Annotated in this window: 14 protein-coding genes and 1 riboswitch; of the genes, 8 read left to right on the top strand and 6 right to left on the bottom strand. The window is 63.6% G+C overall.

The window, feature by feature from the left end:
- Positions 1 to 20: 20 nt before the first annotated feature.
- Positions 21 to 437 carry an MAPEG family protein gene (locus tag AAC071_RS04835; RefSeq protein WP_339830587.1) on the bottom strand — a complete coding sequence of 139 codons (417 nt, stop codon included), beginning with the start codon at positions 435 to 437 and terminating at the stop codon, positions 21 to 23.
- Positions 438 to 533: 96 nt separating this feature from the next.
- Positions 534 to 645: riboswitch (TPP riboswitch) on the top strand.
- Positions 646 to 708: 63 nt separating this feature from the next.
- On the opposite strand from AAC071_RS04835, the gene thiC reads away from it, so the two are divergent.
- Entirely contained in the window at positions 709 to 2,580 is a 1,872-nt protein-coding gene (gene thiC / locus AAC071_RS04830) for a phosphomethylpyrimidine synthase ThiC (RefSeq protein WP_339830586.1), read from the top strand.
- A 51-nt stretch (positions 2,581 to 2,631) separates the two neighbouring features.
- Here the strand turns inward: thiC and AAC071_RS04825 are convergent, their stop codons facing one another.
- Entirely contained in the window at positions 2,632 to 3,321 is a 690-nt protein-coding gene (locus tag AAC071_RS04825; protein ID WP_339830585.1) for an outer membrane beta-barrel protein, read from the bottom strand.
- A 204-nt stretch (positions 3,322 to 3,525) separates the two neighbouring features.
- On the opposite strand from AAC071_RS04825, the gene AAC071_RS04820 reads away from it, so the two are divergent.
- The 3 genes from AAC071_RS04820 to msrA all read left to right on the top strand — a co-directional run bounded on the left by AAC071_RS04820 (position 3,526) and on the right by msrA (position 6,415).
- Positions 3,526 to 4,068 (top strand): mismatch-specific DNA-glycosylase, encoded by a 543-nt coding sequence (locus tag AAC071_RS04820; RefSeq protein WP_339830583.1) that lies wholly within the window; start codon positions 3,526 to 3,528, stop codon positions 4,066 to 4,068.
- 66 nt (positions 4,069 to 4,134) lie between these two features.
- Positions 4,135 to 5,685 (top strand): phospholipase D family protein, encoded by a 1,551-nt coding sequence (locus tag AAC071_RS04815; protein ID WP_339830581.1) that lies wholly within the window; start codon positions 4,135 to 4,137, stop codon positions 5,683 to 5,685.
- 82 nt (positions 5,686 to 5,767) lie between these two features.
- The gene (msrA, locus tag AAC071_RS04810; RefSeq protein WP_339830579.1) at positions 5,768 to 6,415 is read left to right on the top strand and encodes a peptide-methionine (S)-S-oxide reductase MsrA; all 648 of its coding nucleotides are present in this window, start codon (positions 5,768 to 5,770) and stop codon (positions 6,413 to 6,415) included.
- Between the two features lie 220 nt (positions 6,416 to 6,635).
- Here msrA and rpoH read toward each other — a convergent pair whose 3' ends face one another.
- The gene (gene rpoH, locus AAC071_RS04805; protein WP_339830578.1) at positions 6,636 to 7,595 is read right to left on the bottom strand and encodes an RNA polymerase sigma factor RpoH; all 960 of its coding nucleotides are present in this window, start codon (positions 7,593 to 7,595) and stop codon (positions 6,636 to 6,638) included.
- A gap of 211 nt (positions 7,596 to 7,806) precedes the next feature.
- Between rpoH and AAC071_RS04800 the strand changes: the two genes are divergently transcribed.
- Positions 7,807 to 9,066, top strand: a complete 1,260-nt coding sequence (locus AAC071_RS04800; RefSeq protein ID WP_339830577.1) for a MarR family transcriptional regulator — start codon at positions 7,807 to 7,809, stop codon at positions 9,064 to 9,066.
- On the top strand, positions 9,060 to 9,827 hold the full coding sequence (locus AAC071_RS04795) for a hypothetical protein (protein WP_339830576.1): 768 nt from the start codon (positions 9,060 to 9,062) through the stop codon (positions 9,825 to 9,827). The genes AAC071_RS04800 and AAC071_RS04795 overlap by 7 nt, the downstream gene beginning before the upstream one ends.
- Positions 9,828 to 9,949: 122 nt before the next feature.
- Here the strand turns inward: AAC071_RS04795 and AAC071_RS04790 are convergent, their stop codons facing one another.
- Both AAC071_RS04790 and AAC071_RS04785 read right to left on the bottom strand, forming a co-directional pair.
- Positions 9,950 to 10,339, bottom strand: coding sequence for a helix-turn-helix domain-containing protein (locus tag AAC071_RS04790; RefSeq protein WP_339830575.1), 390 nt, complete (start codon positions 10,337 to 10,339; stop codon positions 9,950 to 9,952).
- On the bottom strand, positions 10,336 to 10,635 hold the full coding sequence (locus AAC071_RS04785; RefSeq protein ID WP_339830573.1) for a DUF6516 family protein: 300 nt from the start codon (positions 10,633 to 10,635) through the stop codon (positions 10,336 to 10,338). Before AAC071_RS04785 ends, AAC071_RS04790 begins: the two co-directional genes overlap by 4 nt.
- 316 nt (positions 10,636 to 10,951) lie before the next feature.
- Between AAC071_RS04785 and AAC071_RS04780 the strand changes: the two genes are divergently transcribed.
- Together AAC071_RS04780 and AAC071_RS04775 are read left to right on the top strand one after the other, a co-directional pair.
- The gene (locus tag AAC071_RS04780; protein ID WP_339830572.1) at positions 10,952 to 12,106 is read left to right on the top strand and encodes a hypothetical protein; all 1,155 of its coding nucleotides are present in this window, start codon (positions 10,952 to 10,954) and stop codon (positions 12,104 to 12,106) included.
- Positions 12,107 to 12,271: 165 nt separating this feature from the next.
- Positions 12,272 to 12,775: a DUF6082 family protein gene (locus tag AAC071_RS04775; protein ID WP_339830570.1), complete on the top strand. Its 504-nt coding sequence runs from the start codon at positions 12,272 to 12,274 to the stop codon at positions 12,773 to 12,775.
- 31 nt (positions 12,776 to 12,806) lie between these two features.
- On the opposite strand, the gene AAC071_RS04770 is transcribed toward AAC071_RS04775, so the two are convergent.
- A complete protein-coding gene (locus AAC071_RS04770; protein ID WP_339830569.1) occupies positions 12,807 to 13,160 on the bottom strand; it encodes a transcriptional regulator in 354 nt (117 codons plus the stop codon).
- Positions 13,161 to 13,238 lie beyond the last annotated feature (78 nt).

Below are 13,238 nucleotides of genomic sequence, written 5' to 3'. Positions count from 1 at the left end.
AGCCGCGCGTTCGGGCGGGGTTATTCCATCAGTACCGTGAGCAGCGCCCGGTCGAACAGCGGCACCATGCAGAGCACGATGCCGATGGTGGCGATCTGCCAGATCAGGGTCCGGATCCAGGGCAGGCCCGAGGCATAGGCCGGGATATAGGCCAGGCGGCCCCAGAAATAGATCTGCGCACCGATCTCGCTCCACTGATTCGTGCGTTCGGTCGCATAGACGGCCAGAATCACCGCCGCGAAGACCGGAAAGGTCTCGAGGAAGTTGCGCAGCGCCCGCTCCATGCGCCCGGCCATGCCGGTGGCCGGCAGCGCCTCGTCGCGCGGGCCCACCGTGTAGCGGTTGCCGGCCTGGCGCTTGTAGGCAAGGCTTTGCAGTCCGACCTGCACCAGGCCCAGCACGGAGGCCCAGAAAAGCATGGCGATTTCAACGGTCATGGCGTCCTCCCTCGTTCGGAACCAGTCTAGCGCCGCGACCGCTGGCGGCCTAACGCGATCCATCCTTTACGGGGGCGATCCTGCGAGTCACACTCGCGCCATACCGAGGGGGGCCGGCGCAACCGGCTGAGATGGGTCTGAGGCGGATCCACCACCCTTAAAACCTGATCCGGGTCATGCCGGCGAAGGGACGGGCACCGGCCGCCGCGTGCAGCCGCCATCCTCCGCTCTCACTCCCGGATTTCCGACGCCAGCGTCACGGAGATCCCAGATGAACATTCAAGCCCCCCCCAAGGACGCACTCCCGGAAGTCACCACCGGGCCGCTTCCCGCCAGCACCAAGGTCTTCACCGCACCGGACGGCTTTCCCGATCTGAAAGTCCCGTTCCGCGAGATCGCGCTGCATCCGACGGCCAAGGAGCCGCCGGTGCGTGTCTACGACACCTCGGGCCCCTATACCGACCCCACCGCGAAGATTGATGTCGAGCAGGGTCTCGTCCGCCACCGCGAGGCCTGGATCGCGGCACGCGGCGGCACGGAGTTGTACGATGGGCGCGAGGTGAAGCCCGAAGACAACGGCAATGTCGGCGCAAAGCATCTGGCGCGCGCCTTTCCGGTCGCCAACCGTCCGCGCCGCGGCCTGCCCGGCCAGCCGGTCACGCAATATGAGTTTGCGAAGGCCGGCATCGTCACCGCCGAAATGGCCTATATCGCGGAACGCGAGAATATCGGCCGCAAGCAGGCGCTGGCCAATGCCGCGCACAAGCTGGCCGAAGGCGAGAGCTTCGGTGCAAATATTCCCGAATTCATCACACCGGAATTCGTGCGTTCGGAAGTCGCCGCCGGCCGCGCCATCATCCCGGCCAACATCAACCACCCGGAACTCGAGCCGATGATCATCGGCCGCAATTTCCTGGTCAAGATCAACGCCAATATCGGCAATTCGGCGGTCGCCTCCTCGGTCGCCGAGGAAGTCGACAAGATGGTCTGGGCGATCCGCTGGGGCGCCGACAATGTGATGGACCTCTCGACGGGCCGCAACATCCACAACACGCGCGAATGGATCATCCGCAATTCGCCGGTCCCGATCGGCACCGTGCCGATCTATCAGGCACTCGAAAAGGTCGACGGTGTCGCCGAAGATCTGACATGGGAAGTTTACCGCGACACGCTGATCGAACAGGCCGAGCAGGGCGTCGATTATTTCACCATCCATGCCGGCGTGCGCCTCGCCTATGTGCCCATGACCGCCAAGCGTGTCACCGGCATCGTGTCGCGCGGCGGCTCGATCATGGCCAAGTGGTGTCTCGCGCATCACAAGGAGAGTTTCCTCTACGAACATTTCGCCGACATTTGCGACATCATGCGGCAATACGATGTGTCGTTCTCATTGGGCGACGGGTTGCGTCCAGGCTCGATTGCCGATGCCAATGACGAGGCGCAGTTCGCCGAGCTCGAAACGCTGGGCGAGCTGACGCAGATCGCGTGGAAGAAGGGATGCCAGGTGATGATCGAAGGGCCGGGTCATGTGCCGATGCACAAGATCAAGGTCAATATGGACAAGCAGCTGAAACATTGCGGTGGTGCGCCCTTCTACACGCTGGGGCCGCTGACGACCGACATCGCACCGGGCTACGACCACATCACGTCCGGCATCGGCGCGGCCATGATCGGCTGGTTCGGCTGCGCGATGCTCTGCTACGTCACGCCGAAGGAACATCTCGGCCTGCCGGACCGCGCCGACGTGAAAGACGGTGTCATCACCTACAAGATCGCCGCGCACGCCGCCGATCTCGCCAAGGGCCATCCGGCGGCGCAGCTTCGCGACGACGCGCTCAGCCGCGCGCGTTTCGAATTCCGCTGGGAAGACCAGTTCAACCTCGCCCTCGACCCCGAACGCGCCAAGGAGTTCCACGACCGCACGCTGCCCAAGGAAGCCCACAAGGTCGCCCATTTCTGTTCGATGTGCGGCCCGAAATTCTGCTCGATGAAAATCACGCAGGAAGTCCGCGACTATGCGGAATCGGGCATGGCCGGCAAGTCGCAGGAATTCCGTGAAGCGGGCGGCGAGATCTATCTCGAAGAAGCCGACGCGGCCAACAAGGCGTCCAACAAGGCGCTTTCCGGCAAGGCGGCCGAATAGGCCGCAAGGCGCGTTCCCGCCCGCCGCAGGGCGGGCGGGAGCCGCATGGGTCTAGAGCAGTCCGTCGAAGGACATTGTCAGCGTCAGGCCGATATCGATTCCCGACTGGTCGAGATCGTAGGAGCCGGCCGCCGGGCCGCCGCCGAGAATAAAGAGATTGGCGCCGACCTTGCCGTAATCGATATAGCGGACCGAGCCCGTCAGATCGACATTGTCGAGGATGCGCTGCTTGACGCCGCCGCCGAGATTCCAGGCATAGGCGCTCGACTTGTTCTGTCCGCCGACGACGCCGTCGGTCACGCTCAGATCGTGGCGGAAGCCGCCGAAGCCGCCGCCGACAAAGACGCCGGTTCCGGCCGAGATTTCCGGCACCGCAATGTCGAGATAGAGATTGACGAAGCCGCCATACATCTCGTCATTGGCGTAATAGGGCCAGGCCAGGCTGAAGGTCTCGTAGCTGGCCTTTTCGGGCATCAGGAATTCAAGCTCGCCGCGCAGGCTGACCCGCTCGCCGAGCCGGGCCATGTTGGCGAGGCCGGCGACCGCGCGGAAGCCGAAGACCTGGTCGTTGTCGGTATCGGCATTCGAGAACGGGCCGGCCGTGTTGACGCCGCCCGAGTCGGCCTCGAGAATCTGATAGGAAATGCCGAGACCGGCATAAGGCGACATGCCCTGGGCCTGAGCCGATGTCGCCGCAAGACTTCCGGCCGCGAGCGCCGCGGCAAGGGCAAGTTTGTGCATGTTCTGGTCCATCCCACCATTGGGCAGCGCCGCCATCGGGCGACGTCTGCCGGTTCGACCGCAAGGTGCGGCTTATCGCGCCGCCGGTCGACTGAAATGCTAGGCCCGGCGCGGCGCCCTGTCGCCGCGCATTTCCGCACAGGGCCCGATCCGGGTTAGCATGGCGCGAAACGGCGATTTCCGATCCTTCCTGCAAGGAGCCTCATGTCCCGGCGCTGGCGCAAGACCATCAGCCGCGAAAAGCTGCCCGATCTTCTGGTCCCCGGCCTCGATGTCGTCTTTGTCGGCACGGCGGCCGGCCGCCCGGCCGCGGTCGGCGCCTATTATGCCCATCCCGGCAACCGCTTCTGGCCGACGCTGCACGAGGTCGGGCTGACGCCGCGGCTCTACCAGCCGCACGAGTTTCCCGATCTCGTCCGGCTCGGCATCGGCTTCACCGACATGGCCAAGCTTGCCTCGGGCATGGATCACGAAATCGACCCCGCGCAGTTCGACATTCCGCGTTTCGAGGCCGCGATGGAGCGCTGCGCGCCGCGCGCCATCGCCTTCACCTCGAAGAAGGCCGCCAGCGTCTTTCTGCGCGCGCCGACCGGGCGGCTGGCGCTGGGCCGGCAGGGAAGGCTTTACCGGCGTTCGGAAATCTTCGTGCTGGCCTCGCCGTCGGGCGCCGCCACGCGCTACTGGACCGTCGCGCCCTGGCGCGATCTGGCGGCGTTTCTCGGGCGGGTGCCGCCGGACGAGGGCTGACAGGGGCCGGATGCCGGTCTAGGCTCGCCGGGATCGGCCGGGAAGTGCGGGCCGCACGGGACAGCGATGAAATTCACCGGTCTTCTGGTTGCGATCTGTCTCGGTCTTGCCGGCTGTGCGGCGCCGATGCGTATGCCCGGCCTGCCGCCGGCGAGCGCGCTCGCCGCGCCCGATGAGACGCCGCTCTGGTCGCAACTGGTGGCGCCGGCGGAAGCGGCGGCCGGACGGTCGGGCTTCGATTTTCTCGAATGCGGGCTCGATGCCTATCAGCTGCGCCTGACCGCCATCGAGGCGGCGACGCGCAGCATCGACATCCAGTATTACATCTGGGATCTCGATGCCAGCGGCCGGGCGATCAGCGAGGCGCTGCTGCGCGCGGCCGCGCGCGGTGTGCGCGTGCGGGCCCTGGTCGACGGCTTCCACATCCATGACGGGGCGGCGCCGCTGCAGCGCATCGCGCGCCATCCCAATGTCGAGGTGCGTCTCCACAATCCCTTCCGCAGCTCGTTCCGGCCCAACGGCTTGCGCTACGCCGAACTGGTCTTCGACTTCGCGCGCCTGAACCAGCGCATGCACAACAAGATCGTCGCGGTCGACAACACGCTGGCGATCGTCGGCGGCCGCAATGTCAGCGACGCCTATTTCGGCCTCGATCCGGCGCGCTATTTCCTTGACCGCGATGTCGTCGTCGCCGGACCGCTGACGGCCGACATCTCGGCCAGCTTCGATGCCTTCTGGAACGATCCGCAGGCGGTGCCGGTGGGCGATTTCGCCGTTGCCGATGCGGATCCGGCCGTCGATGCCGCCGCGCTCTGGGCCGATGCGCCGCCGCTCGATCCTGCTTCCTTTCCGCTGCCGCGCCGGATCGAGGGGGCGGCGCTTGCCGCCAGGCTCGACGCGATCCGTGACAGTCTTCTCTGGGCGGAAGGGCTGGTCAGTCTGACCGCGCCCGGTCCGGTCTTTGCCGCGCAGGCGCCGGCGCCCGGCAGCGGCATCGAGGCGCGGCTGCTGGCGCTTCTGGCGGCGGCCGAAAGCGAGGTCGTCATCCAGACGCCCTACATGATGCTGACGGAGGCGCGCAGCGCCGCCTTCGCGGCGGCGCGGGCGCGCGGCGTGACGCTGACGCTGCACACCAATTCGCTGGCCTCGACCGATTCCTCGATCGTCCATTACGGCTATGCGCGCGACCGGCTGGAACTGGCGCGTCTCGGCGTCGAACTGCACGAGATGAAGGAGCGGCCGCGGCCCTGTCCCGGCGCCGCCGCGCTCGGCCTCGCGCCCGAAAAGACAACGCTGCACCCCAAGACCGTCGTCTTCGACCGCCGATGGGTTCTGGTCGGCTCCTTCAATCTCGATCACCGCTCGATCCTCTACAATTCCGAGATCGCGATCCTGATCGACAGTCCGGCCGTCGCCGCCCGCGTGCTCGAGGCGATGGCGCGCGACATGGCGCCCGAAAGCAACTGGCGCGTCGCGCTCGAAGCGCCGGCGCGCCTCGTCTGGATCGACAACGGCCAGGACCCGCCGCTGCGCCATGACAGCGAGCCCCATACCGGTGTCCTGCAGCAGGTGCTGGCCTGGATCGGCTATTTCCTGCCGATCGACCATCTTCTGTGAGGGCTGACAGGACTGGCCGGCGGCTCTAAGCTCACCTACATCATGGACAGTCCCATTCCCGCCCCCTGAAGGGAGATGCCCGATGTTCAACCTGCGCAAGAAGACCGAAATGCCGGCGCCGGCCGATGCGCTGCCGGGCCGCGATTTCGAGATTCCGACCGCCAGCCGCCATTTCGTCAATGGCGCGGCGCTGAAGGGGCCTTACCCGGAAGGCCATCAGAAGGCGATGTTCGGGCTGGGCTGCTTCTGGGGCGCCGAGCGCAAGTTCTGGGCCGCGCCCGGCGTTTCGGTGACGGCGGTGGGTTACGCCGCCGGCTTCACGCCCAACCCGACCTATGAGGAAGTCTGTTCGGGCCTGACCGGCCATAACGAGGTGGTGCTGGTGGTCTTCGACCCGGCGAAAACCTCCTACGAGGCGCTTCTGAAGCTGTTCTGGGAGAGCCACAACCCGACGCAAGGCATGCGCCAGGGCAATGATGTCGGCACGCAATACCGTTCCGGCATCTATGTCTTCTCGGAAGCGCAGCGCAAACTGGCCGAAGCCTCGCGCGCGGCCTATGCGGCCGAACTTTCAAGGCGCGGCTTCCCCGACATCACCACCGAGATCCTCGACGCGCCCGACTTCTATTTCGCCGAGGATTATCACCAGCAATATCTGGCCAAGAACCCCAACGGCTATTGCGGCCTTGGCGGCCTCGGCATCTCCTGCCCGGTCGGCATCACGGCCTGAGCGCGGCCTGACGGGCATCTCCTTCGTCCCACCGGCGCAGCCTGAGCGCCTTGGCGGGCAAGCCGACAAGGATGGGGGTGGGGCAACCGCATGTGGTCCTGGAGCCGTTCCTTCACCAACCATTCAGTGTCACCCCGGCGCAAGCCGGGATGACACTGAGTTTTGGCGCCCCTTAGGGAGGAGGGTGGAAGAAGGCGCAACGTCCTCATCCGCCCCCGGATCAGAACTCCGCCAGCGCCTCGCGGCGTTCCTCGGCTTCGGCGCGCATTTCGGCCTTCATCGCCTTTTGCAGCTTCTCGAAGGCGCGCACCTCGATCTGGCGGACGCGCTCGCGGCTGATGCCATACTCCTGGCTGAGATCTTCCAGCGTCGCCGGCTCGTCCTTCAGCCGCCGCTCGGTCAATATGTGCATTTCGCGTTCGTTCAGCGTTTCCATCGCCCGGGCCAGCATTTCGCGGCGCTGGTCGAGTTCCTGTTCCTCGCCCAGCGTCACTTCCTGGTCGGCCGTGTCGTCGACCAGCCAGTCCTGCCATTCGCCGGTTTCGCTATCCTGCCGCAAGGGCGCGTTCAGCGAATTGTCGGGGCCCGACATGCGCCGGTTCATCGAGATCACCTCGTCTTCCGTCACGCCGAGGCGCTCGGAAATCTCCTTGACCTGTTCGGGGCGCAGATCGCCTTCCTCGATCGCCTGGATCTGGCCCTTCACCTTGCGCAGGTTGAAAAAGAGCTTCTTCTGCGCCGCCGTCGTGCCCATCTTCACCAGCGACCAGGAGCGCAGGATATATTCCTGGATCGAGGCGCGGATCCACCACATCGCATAGGTCGCGAGGCGAAAGCCGCGTTCGGGCTCGAAGCGCTTGACCGCCTGCATCAGCCCGACATTGCCTTCCGAAATCACCTCGCCGATGGGCAGCCCATAGCCGCGATAGCCCATCGCGATCTTGGCGACGAGGCGCAGATGCGAGGTCACCAGCTTGTGCGCGGCCTCGGCATCCTCATGCTCGCGCCAGCGCTTGGCCAGCATGTATTCCTCCTGCGGCTCCAGCATCGGGAACTTGCGGATTTCCTGCAGGTAGCGCGACAGCGAGCCTTCGGGATTGGGCGCCGGGGCGAGCCGGGTCCCGGCGGTGCGGGCCAGCGCCTTGCCGGCGGGCTTCTTCTCGGTTGCATCATCGGCCATCTCGAACCCCTTCGTCTCGTCTTCGGCGTCGCGTCTTCGGCGTCTGGTCTCCGGCGCCGCGTCTTCGGCATCGGCAGGCGCATATCATAGCAAATCGCTCGGATACCCGGGGATAAGTTCGCGTGAAGACCCCCGCCGCACCAGCCTATATGGGAAGCCGGCCGGCCGATAAAAGGGGGGTTTCAGGCTGGAAAGCGCGGGAAAAGGGGGGGTGAGGGGTGGCTCGCGGAACGCGAGCGAAAAGGTCCGGGGGCCTGTCCCGGCGCAGGCCGGGAACCTTTTCGAACCCCGAACGCCCGTAGCGAAGCGAAGGGCCAGGGCGGCGACGCAATCCAGACGGCGGGCGAGGGCGGCGATACGCCGGTTCAGAGGTGTTGGGGACAAAAGAAGCAAAAAGACCGGCCGGTCTTTGATAACATTTTTATTTGATAGTAACATTATGAATGTTATCGTCATCGCAAATGTTATTGTGAGAGTCATGTCCGCGCTGGCCACAAATTTCAAACGCTATCTGACGGAGACAACCGGCCTTGATGTGGCGCTCCGCCGCAAGGATGCGGAACGTCTGCCGGTGTTCCTTCGGCAGCTCTACGACTTGTTCAGGCTGGAGATCGGCGGCGAGATATTTACCGGGATTTTTCTGAAACCCGGGCATGAATTCACGGCATCCGCGTTCAGGAAGCAGCTCCCCATGCTGATGAAGCACGGAAGCGGCGAAAAATATGTGCTGGTTGCGCCGGCCCTGTCCGGCTTTTCCCGACGAAGCCTGATTGAAAAGAGAATCCCGTTTGTCGTTCCGGAAACGCAAATTCACTGGCCGGAGCTGGGGGTCGTGCTTCGCGCCCGTCAGGGTCAACGGACGCAGACGCATTTGCCGGTGGAGCGCGTGAGCCCGGCCACGCAGGCGGTCATCGTCTTTGCCCTGACGACGGATTTGACCGGCATCGTCACCCCGAAGGAACTGACCCGTCGTCTCGGCTATACGCCGATGAGCATGACGCGGGCGCTGAACGAAATGGAAAGCGCCGGACTGGCGGAAATAGAGAGAGTGGGGCGGGAAAGACATCTGCACCTGCCCGGCAATCGAAGGGCCTTCTGGGAACGGGCAAGGCCCCGAATGAGAAATCCGGTCCGAATGGAGGTTCGCCTTTGGGAAAGGGACGTGCCGGAGGAATGCAGGCTTCCGGCCGGCGAGACGGCGCTGGCCCGGCGCACCATGCTGGCGCAGCCGGCGGTTCCGGTTTTTGCGGTCGGCCGGAAGGGCTGGCGGGCAATCGAACGGCAAGGCGTCGAGCGGGTGCCCGAGCCCGAATCCGGAACCTGCCTGTTGCAGGTCTGGCTTTATGAGCCGTCCCTGTTCTGCGACGCTGGCGGCGTCGACGTGTTTTCGTTGTACCTGAGTCTCGAAGCCGAGCAGGACGAGCGCGTGGCGGCCGCGCGCGAAACCATGATGGAAAAGCATGCATGGTAAAGGGTCTCGAAAAATTCCGCGCGCATTTCGCGGGCTACGCCGATCAGTACGTATTGATCGGCGGCACGGCGACCTTTCTGGCCCTGAGCGAAGCCGCGCTCCAGGCCAGGGCGACAAAGGACCTCGACATCGTCCTCTGCGTCGAGGCGCTGAATCCGGATTTCGTCGCGGCTTTTTGGGCCTTTGTGAAAGAAGGCGCTTACGAAAACCGGCAGAGAAGCACGGGCGAAAGGACTTTCTACCGGTTTGACAAACCGGCGGACGAGACCTTTCCGGCCATGCTGGAGCTTTTCTCCCGCAAGCCGGACAATCTGGAACTCGACGAGGCGGCGACGCTGACGCCCATTCCCGTCGATGAGGATCTATCGAGCCTTTCCGCAATTCTGCTGGATGACGACTATTACCGCTTCATCCACGCGCACAAGAAGGAAATCGAGGGCCTGCCGATCGTGAGTGAGCAATGTCTCATCCCGCTCAAGGCGCGCGCCTGGCTCGATCTCACGGCGCGGCGGGAGGCGGGGGCCGCGATAGACAGCAAAAACATAAACAAGCATCGCGGTGATGTCCTGAGGCTTTCCCGGTTGCTGGTCGAAGGCGAGGAGGTAAGGTTGCCGGACCGGATTCGCGCCGACATGAATTCGTTTCTCGCTGCGCTGGAGAAACAGGACGGCCTCGACCTGAAGAGCATGGGGTTGCAAGGGACCACGCTGCCACAGCTCATCGGCGTATTGCGAAGCGTCTTTTGCCGCGACGGGGCGTGAACCGGCGCTGTCAATGGGCCCGGGCCGAAGCCCACCGCTCACGCCGCCTTCTTCTTCGCCCGCGCCGCCACATCCACCCGCGGTTAGCCGCATCGGTGGGAAGGGTGAGAGGGCTCGCGGCCTCAAGCCGCCTTGCGGTCCAGCACCATATCAAGCGCCACCCGGTCATATGGCACTTCCGGCACGATCCGCCGCCCCTCGGCGCGCGTCAGGCACACAAGGCCATAGCGGGCGAGCGTCTGCAGGGTCCGCGAAAGATTGCCCTCGGCGCGGCCGGAAAGTTCGGCCAGTTCCTTCAGCGAGCTTGGGCGCGCGCTGCGGATCGTTTCCAGCAGAAGCTGGTTCTTGCTGGAGAGCACCTGCGCCAGCGATTCCAGCGAGGTGAACCAGACCTTCGGATCGGAAGGCGAGGGCTTCAATTCGCCCCGCGCAACGGCCAGCGTCCGCGCGCGCATCTCGGCGCGCGAGGCAATCCCGATCCGCAGCACTTTCTCGGCCTTGCGCCTGGTCACGATATGCCTTCCTTCCTCAAATGCGCTTCCACTGCGTTCCAGAAATCCTCCAGCAGCGTTTCGGCGCTCGCATAGACATAGGGCTTCATCCTGTCGCCCTCATGCCGGTGGTCGAAGCGCGTCTCCCGCTTGCGCGACGGCGGCTTGCCGGTAAACACCGCATGCGCATTGTCGAAGCCGATCACACGCGCGTTCTTCGGGCTGAACAGGCAGAGGCTGTAATCGATGCCAAAGGGTTTCGCCTCGCTCGGCGGCACCCGCGTCGCCTCGATCTTCACCCAAAAGCCGCCGCCCATTTCCATGACCGTCCCGTCGAGATCGAGAAGCCGGTCAAGTGTGTTATCAGTTAAGTTATGATCTGATGATAAGTTTGTCAAGAGGTTGGCCCACTCATGTTTGCATCGCGAGCAAGCATTGAACGCTCTTTGGCCGCCGATCCGCTCATGATAATCCCCATGATGGAAGTCGGCTACGGATGACTGCGCACCACACTTCCCGCTGCACGAAATCGCACCGAAAACTCGGCAGAAACCCCCGATTATACCGAACACGGAACGTTTCTTGACTCTGCGTCCCTGTGTGGCGAGGCTTTGGTCCGGGGGGGATCCGAAAATGGTTCGACGTCTTGTTGCCATGATCGGCGTCGCGGTGCTCATACTCATCGCGGCAATGATACTGTCGCTCTCGATTCCCGGTGAGGGCGCGCTCCAGTTGTCCTATTCCGACTGGGCCGAAGTCTGCATCGGCGCCCCCGATTTCGCGCCCTGCCTCCAGCACAATATGCAGTTGATCGACGATTCGCTCCGCTCGGCGCTCGAGCGGTTGCGGTTCTTCTGGCACAGCTACACCGTGGCGACGATGGGCGGCGGGATCATCCTCGTAGTCTTAATGCTCGTCCTTCAGCACCGGCCATTGATCACCAGCTTCATAGGCGCGTTCGTATTCCTCGCCCTGATTTCGGGAATCTATGTGCTGGCTGAACGGGACTGGCAAACGACAGCTTCCATAGTCGTTCAGGTCGGGCAATTGATCTTCCTGGCGCTGACGGCCGTTGCGTTGATTGCAGGCTCGCTGATGCTGTTCGGTACGACTCTTCGGTTGAGGAGAACGCGAAATCTGACCGACAAGTTCGTCATTCGAACAGCTCACTCGACCTCATTCCCGCAGACGCAAGAGCAGATCGAAAAAGGCCTGTCGCCGGATATGAGGGCCCCAGAGATGGTCGGCGATATAGACGGGGTGACTGGATCGATCAGAGTCAGCAATACCTGCAGCAACAAGCTGAAGGCCGCGGGAATGCAAAAGGGCAATCTGGTTCGGATTAGCTGGAAGGATCGACCGAACGGACAACACAGCGCTCGATTCCTGTATCGCCGGCTGCGGATATACAAAAGCATATCCACACCGTCTTCACCTCCTTTTGCTTTCGTAGGTTTCGAGTACAAACCCAAGCTCGCGAAATCCGAATTCCCATTGTGTATTCTGCACTTTGAGGACAAGGGCAAGCTGTTCGGGGACGAAGGACTTCAACTCTCGGCTTCCGAACGGGAAGCTTCGGGGCTCAGAAGAAACGATAACCGCGATTTGGCGGAATTGACGATCGAGAGAGCCTATTTCTGGGACTGGTTTTACTATGTGTTCAACCATACCGATCCGGCCGTCGCATGGTCGTTTCGGATGGGTATTGTCGTCTCGATTGTGCTGATGGTGACGCAGATCACGATATTGGAGCCGATCCTTTCGGCCGGCAGGATCGCGCTGGACTAACGAGGCGCGGGGACCGCCTGGGCGTGCTCACGCCGCCTTCTTCTTCGTCCGCGCTTCCACATCCACCCGCAAATGCGCGCTCATCGCCGCGAAGATCGTGGCGAGATTGATGCAACGATCCCATTGGGCGTAAAGTCTCATGCCTTGACCGCTTGGGGGGACGCCGTGACGCTCGAACACATCTATTACATTGGCCAAACGGTCGCGGTCGTTGCGGTTCTCGGCACACTCATTACGCTGGTAGTCCAGATGCGGCGCGCCGAAAATCTTACGCGTGTCGAAATAACAAGAGCCGTCGCAACGGAGGCGACCAACCTTCAGCTTGCGCTTTTCAACTCGCCCGAAGCGGCCGCGTTCATGCATCGTGCCCTGTACACGTCCGAGCCATTGACCGATGCCGAAACGCTCCGCTTTTCGCTTTCAATGAACAGTCTCCTCGTCAGTCTCGAGGTGGCGTGGATGATGGCAGGCAGGGGATTTGTGGAGAGCATCACAATCCCCCGGACACAAGGCACGATCCGGGAATATATGAGCTCGCCAAGGGCCCGAAGCTGGTGGAAGGGGGCACGCAATACCTGGTTCGCGCCCAACCCCTATTTCTGCGCATTCGTCGACCGGCTTGTCGCATCGGCGGAACAGGCGGAACGCGAAGCGCCTGACGCATCGTGAACAGGAGTATCTGACGGCAAGGGCTGCCGCCTCACGCGGCCTTGCGCTTCGCCCGCGCTTCCACATCCACCCGCAAATGCCCGCTCATCGCCGCGAAGATCGCGGCCAGATTGTCCATGCCGGGATTGCCCCGTGCGGACAGCATGCGGTGCAGGCTTTTCGGCGGAATGCCGGTGAGGTCGGAAAGTTCCTCGAAGCCGAGCGTGCCGCCCGCGATGTCGCGCAGCATTGCCCTCGCCACTTCCGGCTCGCCGCCGAGAAACACCGTCACCGCCTCCGCGAAAGCGCCGCGCGCGAAAACCGGATCGCGGCGGATGCGCTCGATCATCGTCAGGCTGGCATCGCGGGTCAGCATGGTGGGCTCGCTGGCTTTGGATCCGCTCATGTTGGACCAAGGGTAGATCGCTCAGGTACTCGGGGAGAAATTGCCGTGAACGCCCAGATCCCGCTCTGCGGCCGAAAG

This window comes from uncultured Parvibaculum sp. (genome assembly GCF_963975745.1).
GTDB lineage: Bacteria > Pseudomonadota > Alphaproteobacteria > Parvibaculales > Parvibaculaceae > Parvibaculum.
The sequence above is the reverse complement of the archived record's forward strand: the minus strand, read 5'-3'. Positions and strand labels throughout refer to the sequence as shown.

Coding starts and splice junctions, on each gene's coding strand:
- AAC071_RS04835 (WP_339830587.1), bottom strand. CDS start 437: ATGACCGTTGAAATCGCCATGCTTTTCTGGGCCTCCGTGCTGGGCCTG.
- thiC (WP_339830586.1), top strand. CDS start 709: ATGAACATTCAAGCCCCCCCCAAGGACGCACTCCCGGAAGTCACCACC.
- AAC071_RS04825 (WP_339830585.1), bottom strand. CDS start 3,321: ATGCACAAACTTGCCCTTGCCGCGGCGCTCGCGGCCGGAAGTCTTGCG.
- AAC071_RS04820 (WP_339830583.1), top strand. CDS start 3,526: ATGTCCCGGCGCTGGCGCAAGACCATCAGCCGCGAAAAGCTGCCCGAT.
- AAC071_RS04815 (WP_339830581.1), top strand. CDS start 4,135: ATGAAATTCACCGGTCTTCTGGTTGCGATCTGTCTCGGTCTTGCCGGC.
- msrA (WP_339830579.1), top strand. CDS start 5,768: ATGTTCAACCTGCGCAAGAAGACCGAAATGCCGGCGCCGGCCGATGCG.
- rpoH (WP_339830578.1), bottom strand. CDS start 7,595: ATGGCCGATGATGCAACCGAGAAGAAGCCCGCCGGCAAGGCGCTGGCC.
- AAC071_RS04795 (WP_339830576.1), top strand. CDS start 9,060: ATGGTAAAGGGTCTCGAAAAATTCCGCGCGCATTTCGCGGGCTACGCC.
- AAC071_RS04785 (WP_339830573.1), bottom strand. CDS start 10,635: ATGGGCGGCGGCTTTTGGGTGAAGATCGAGGCGACGCGGGTGCCGCCG.
- AAC071_RS04780 (WP_339830572.1), top strand. CDS start 10,952: ATGGTTCGACGTCTTGTTGCCATGATCGGCGTCGCGGTGCTCATACTC.
- AAC071_RS04770 (WP_339830569.1), bottom strand. CDS start 13,160: ATGAGCGGATCCAAAGCCAGCGAGCCCACCATGCTGACCCGCGATGCC.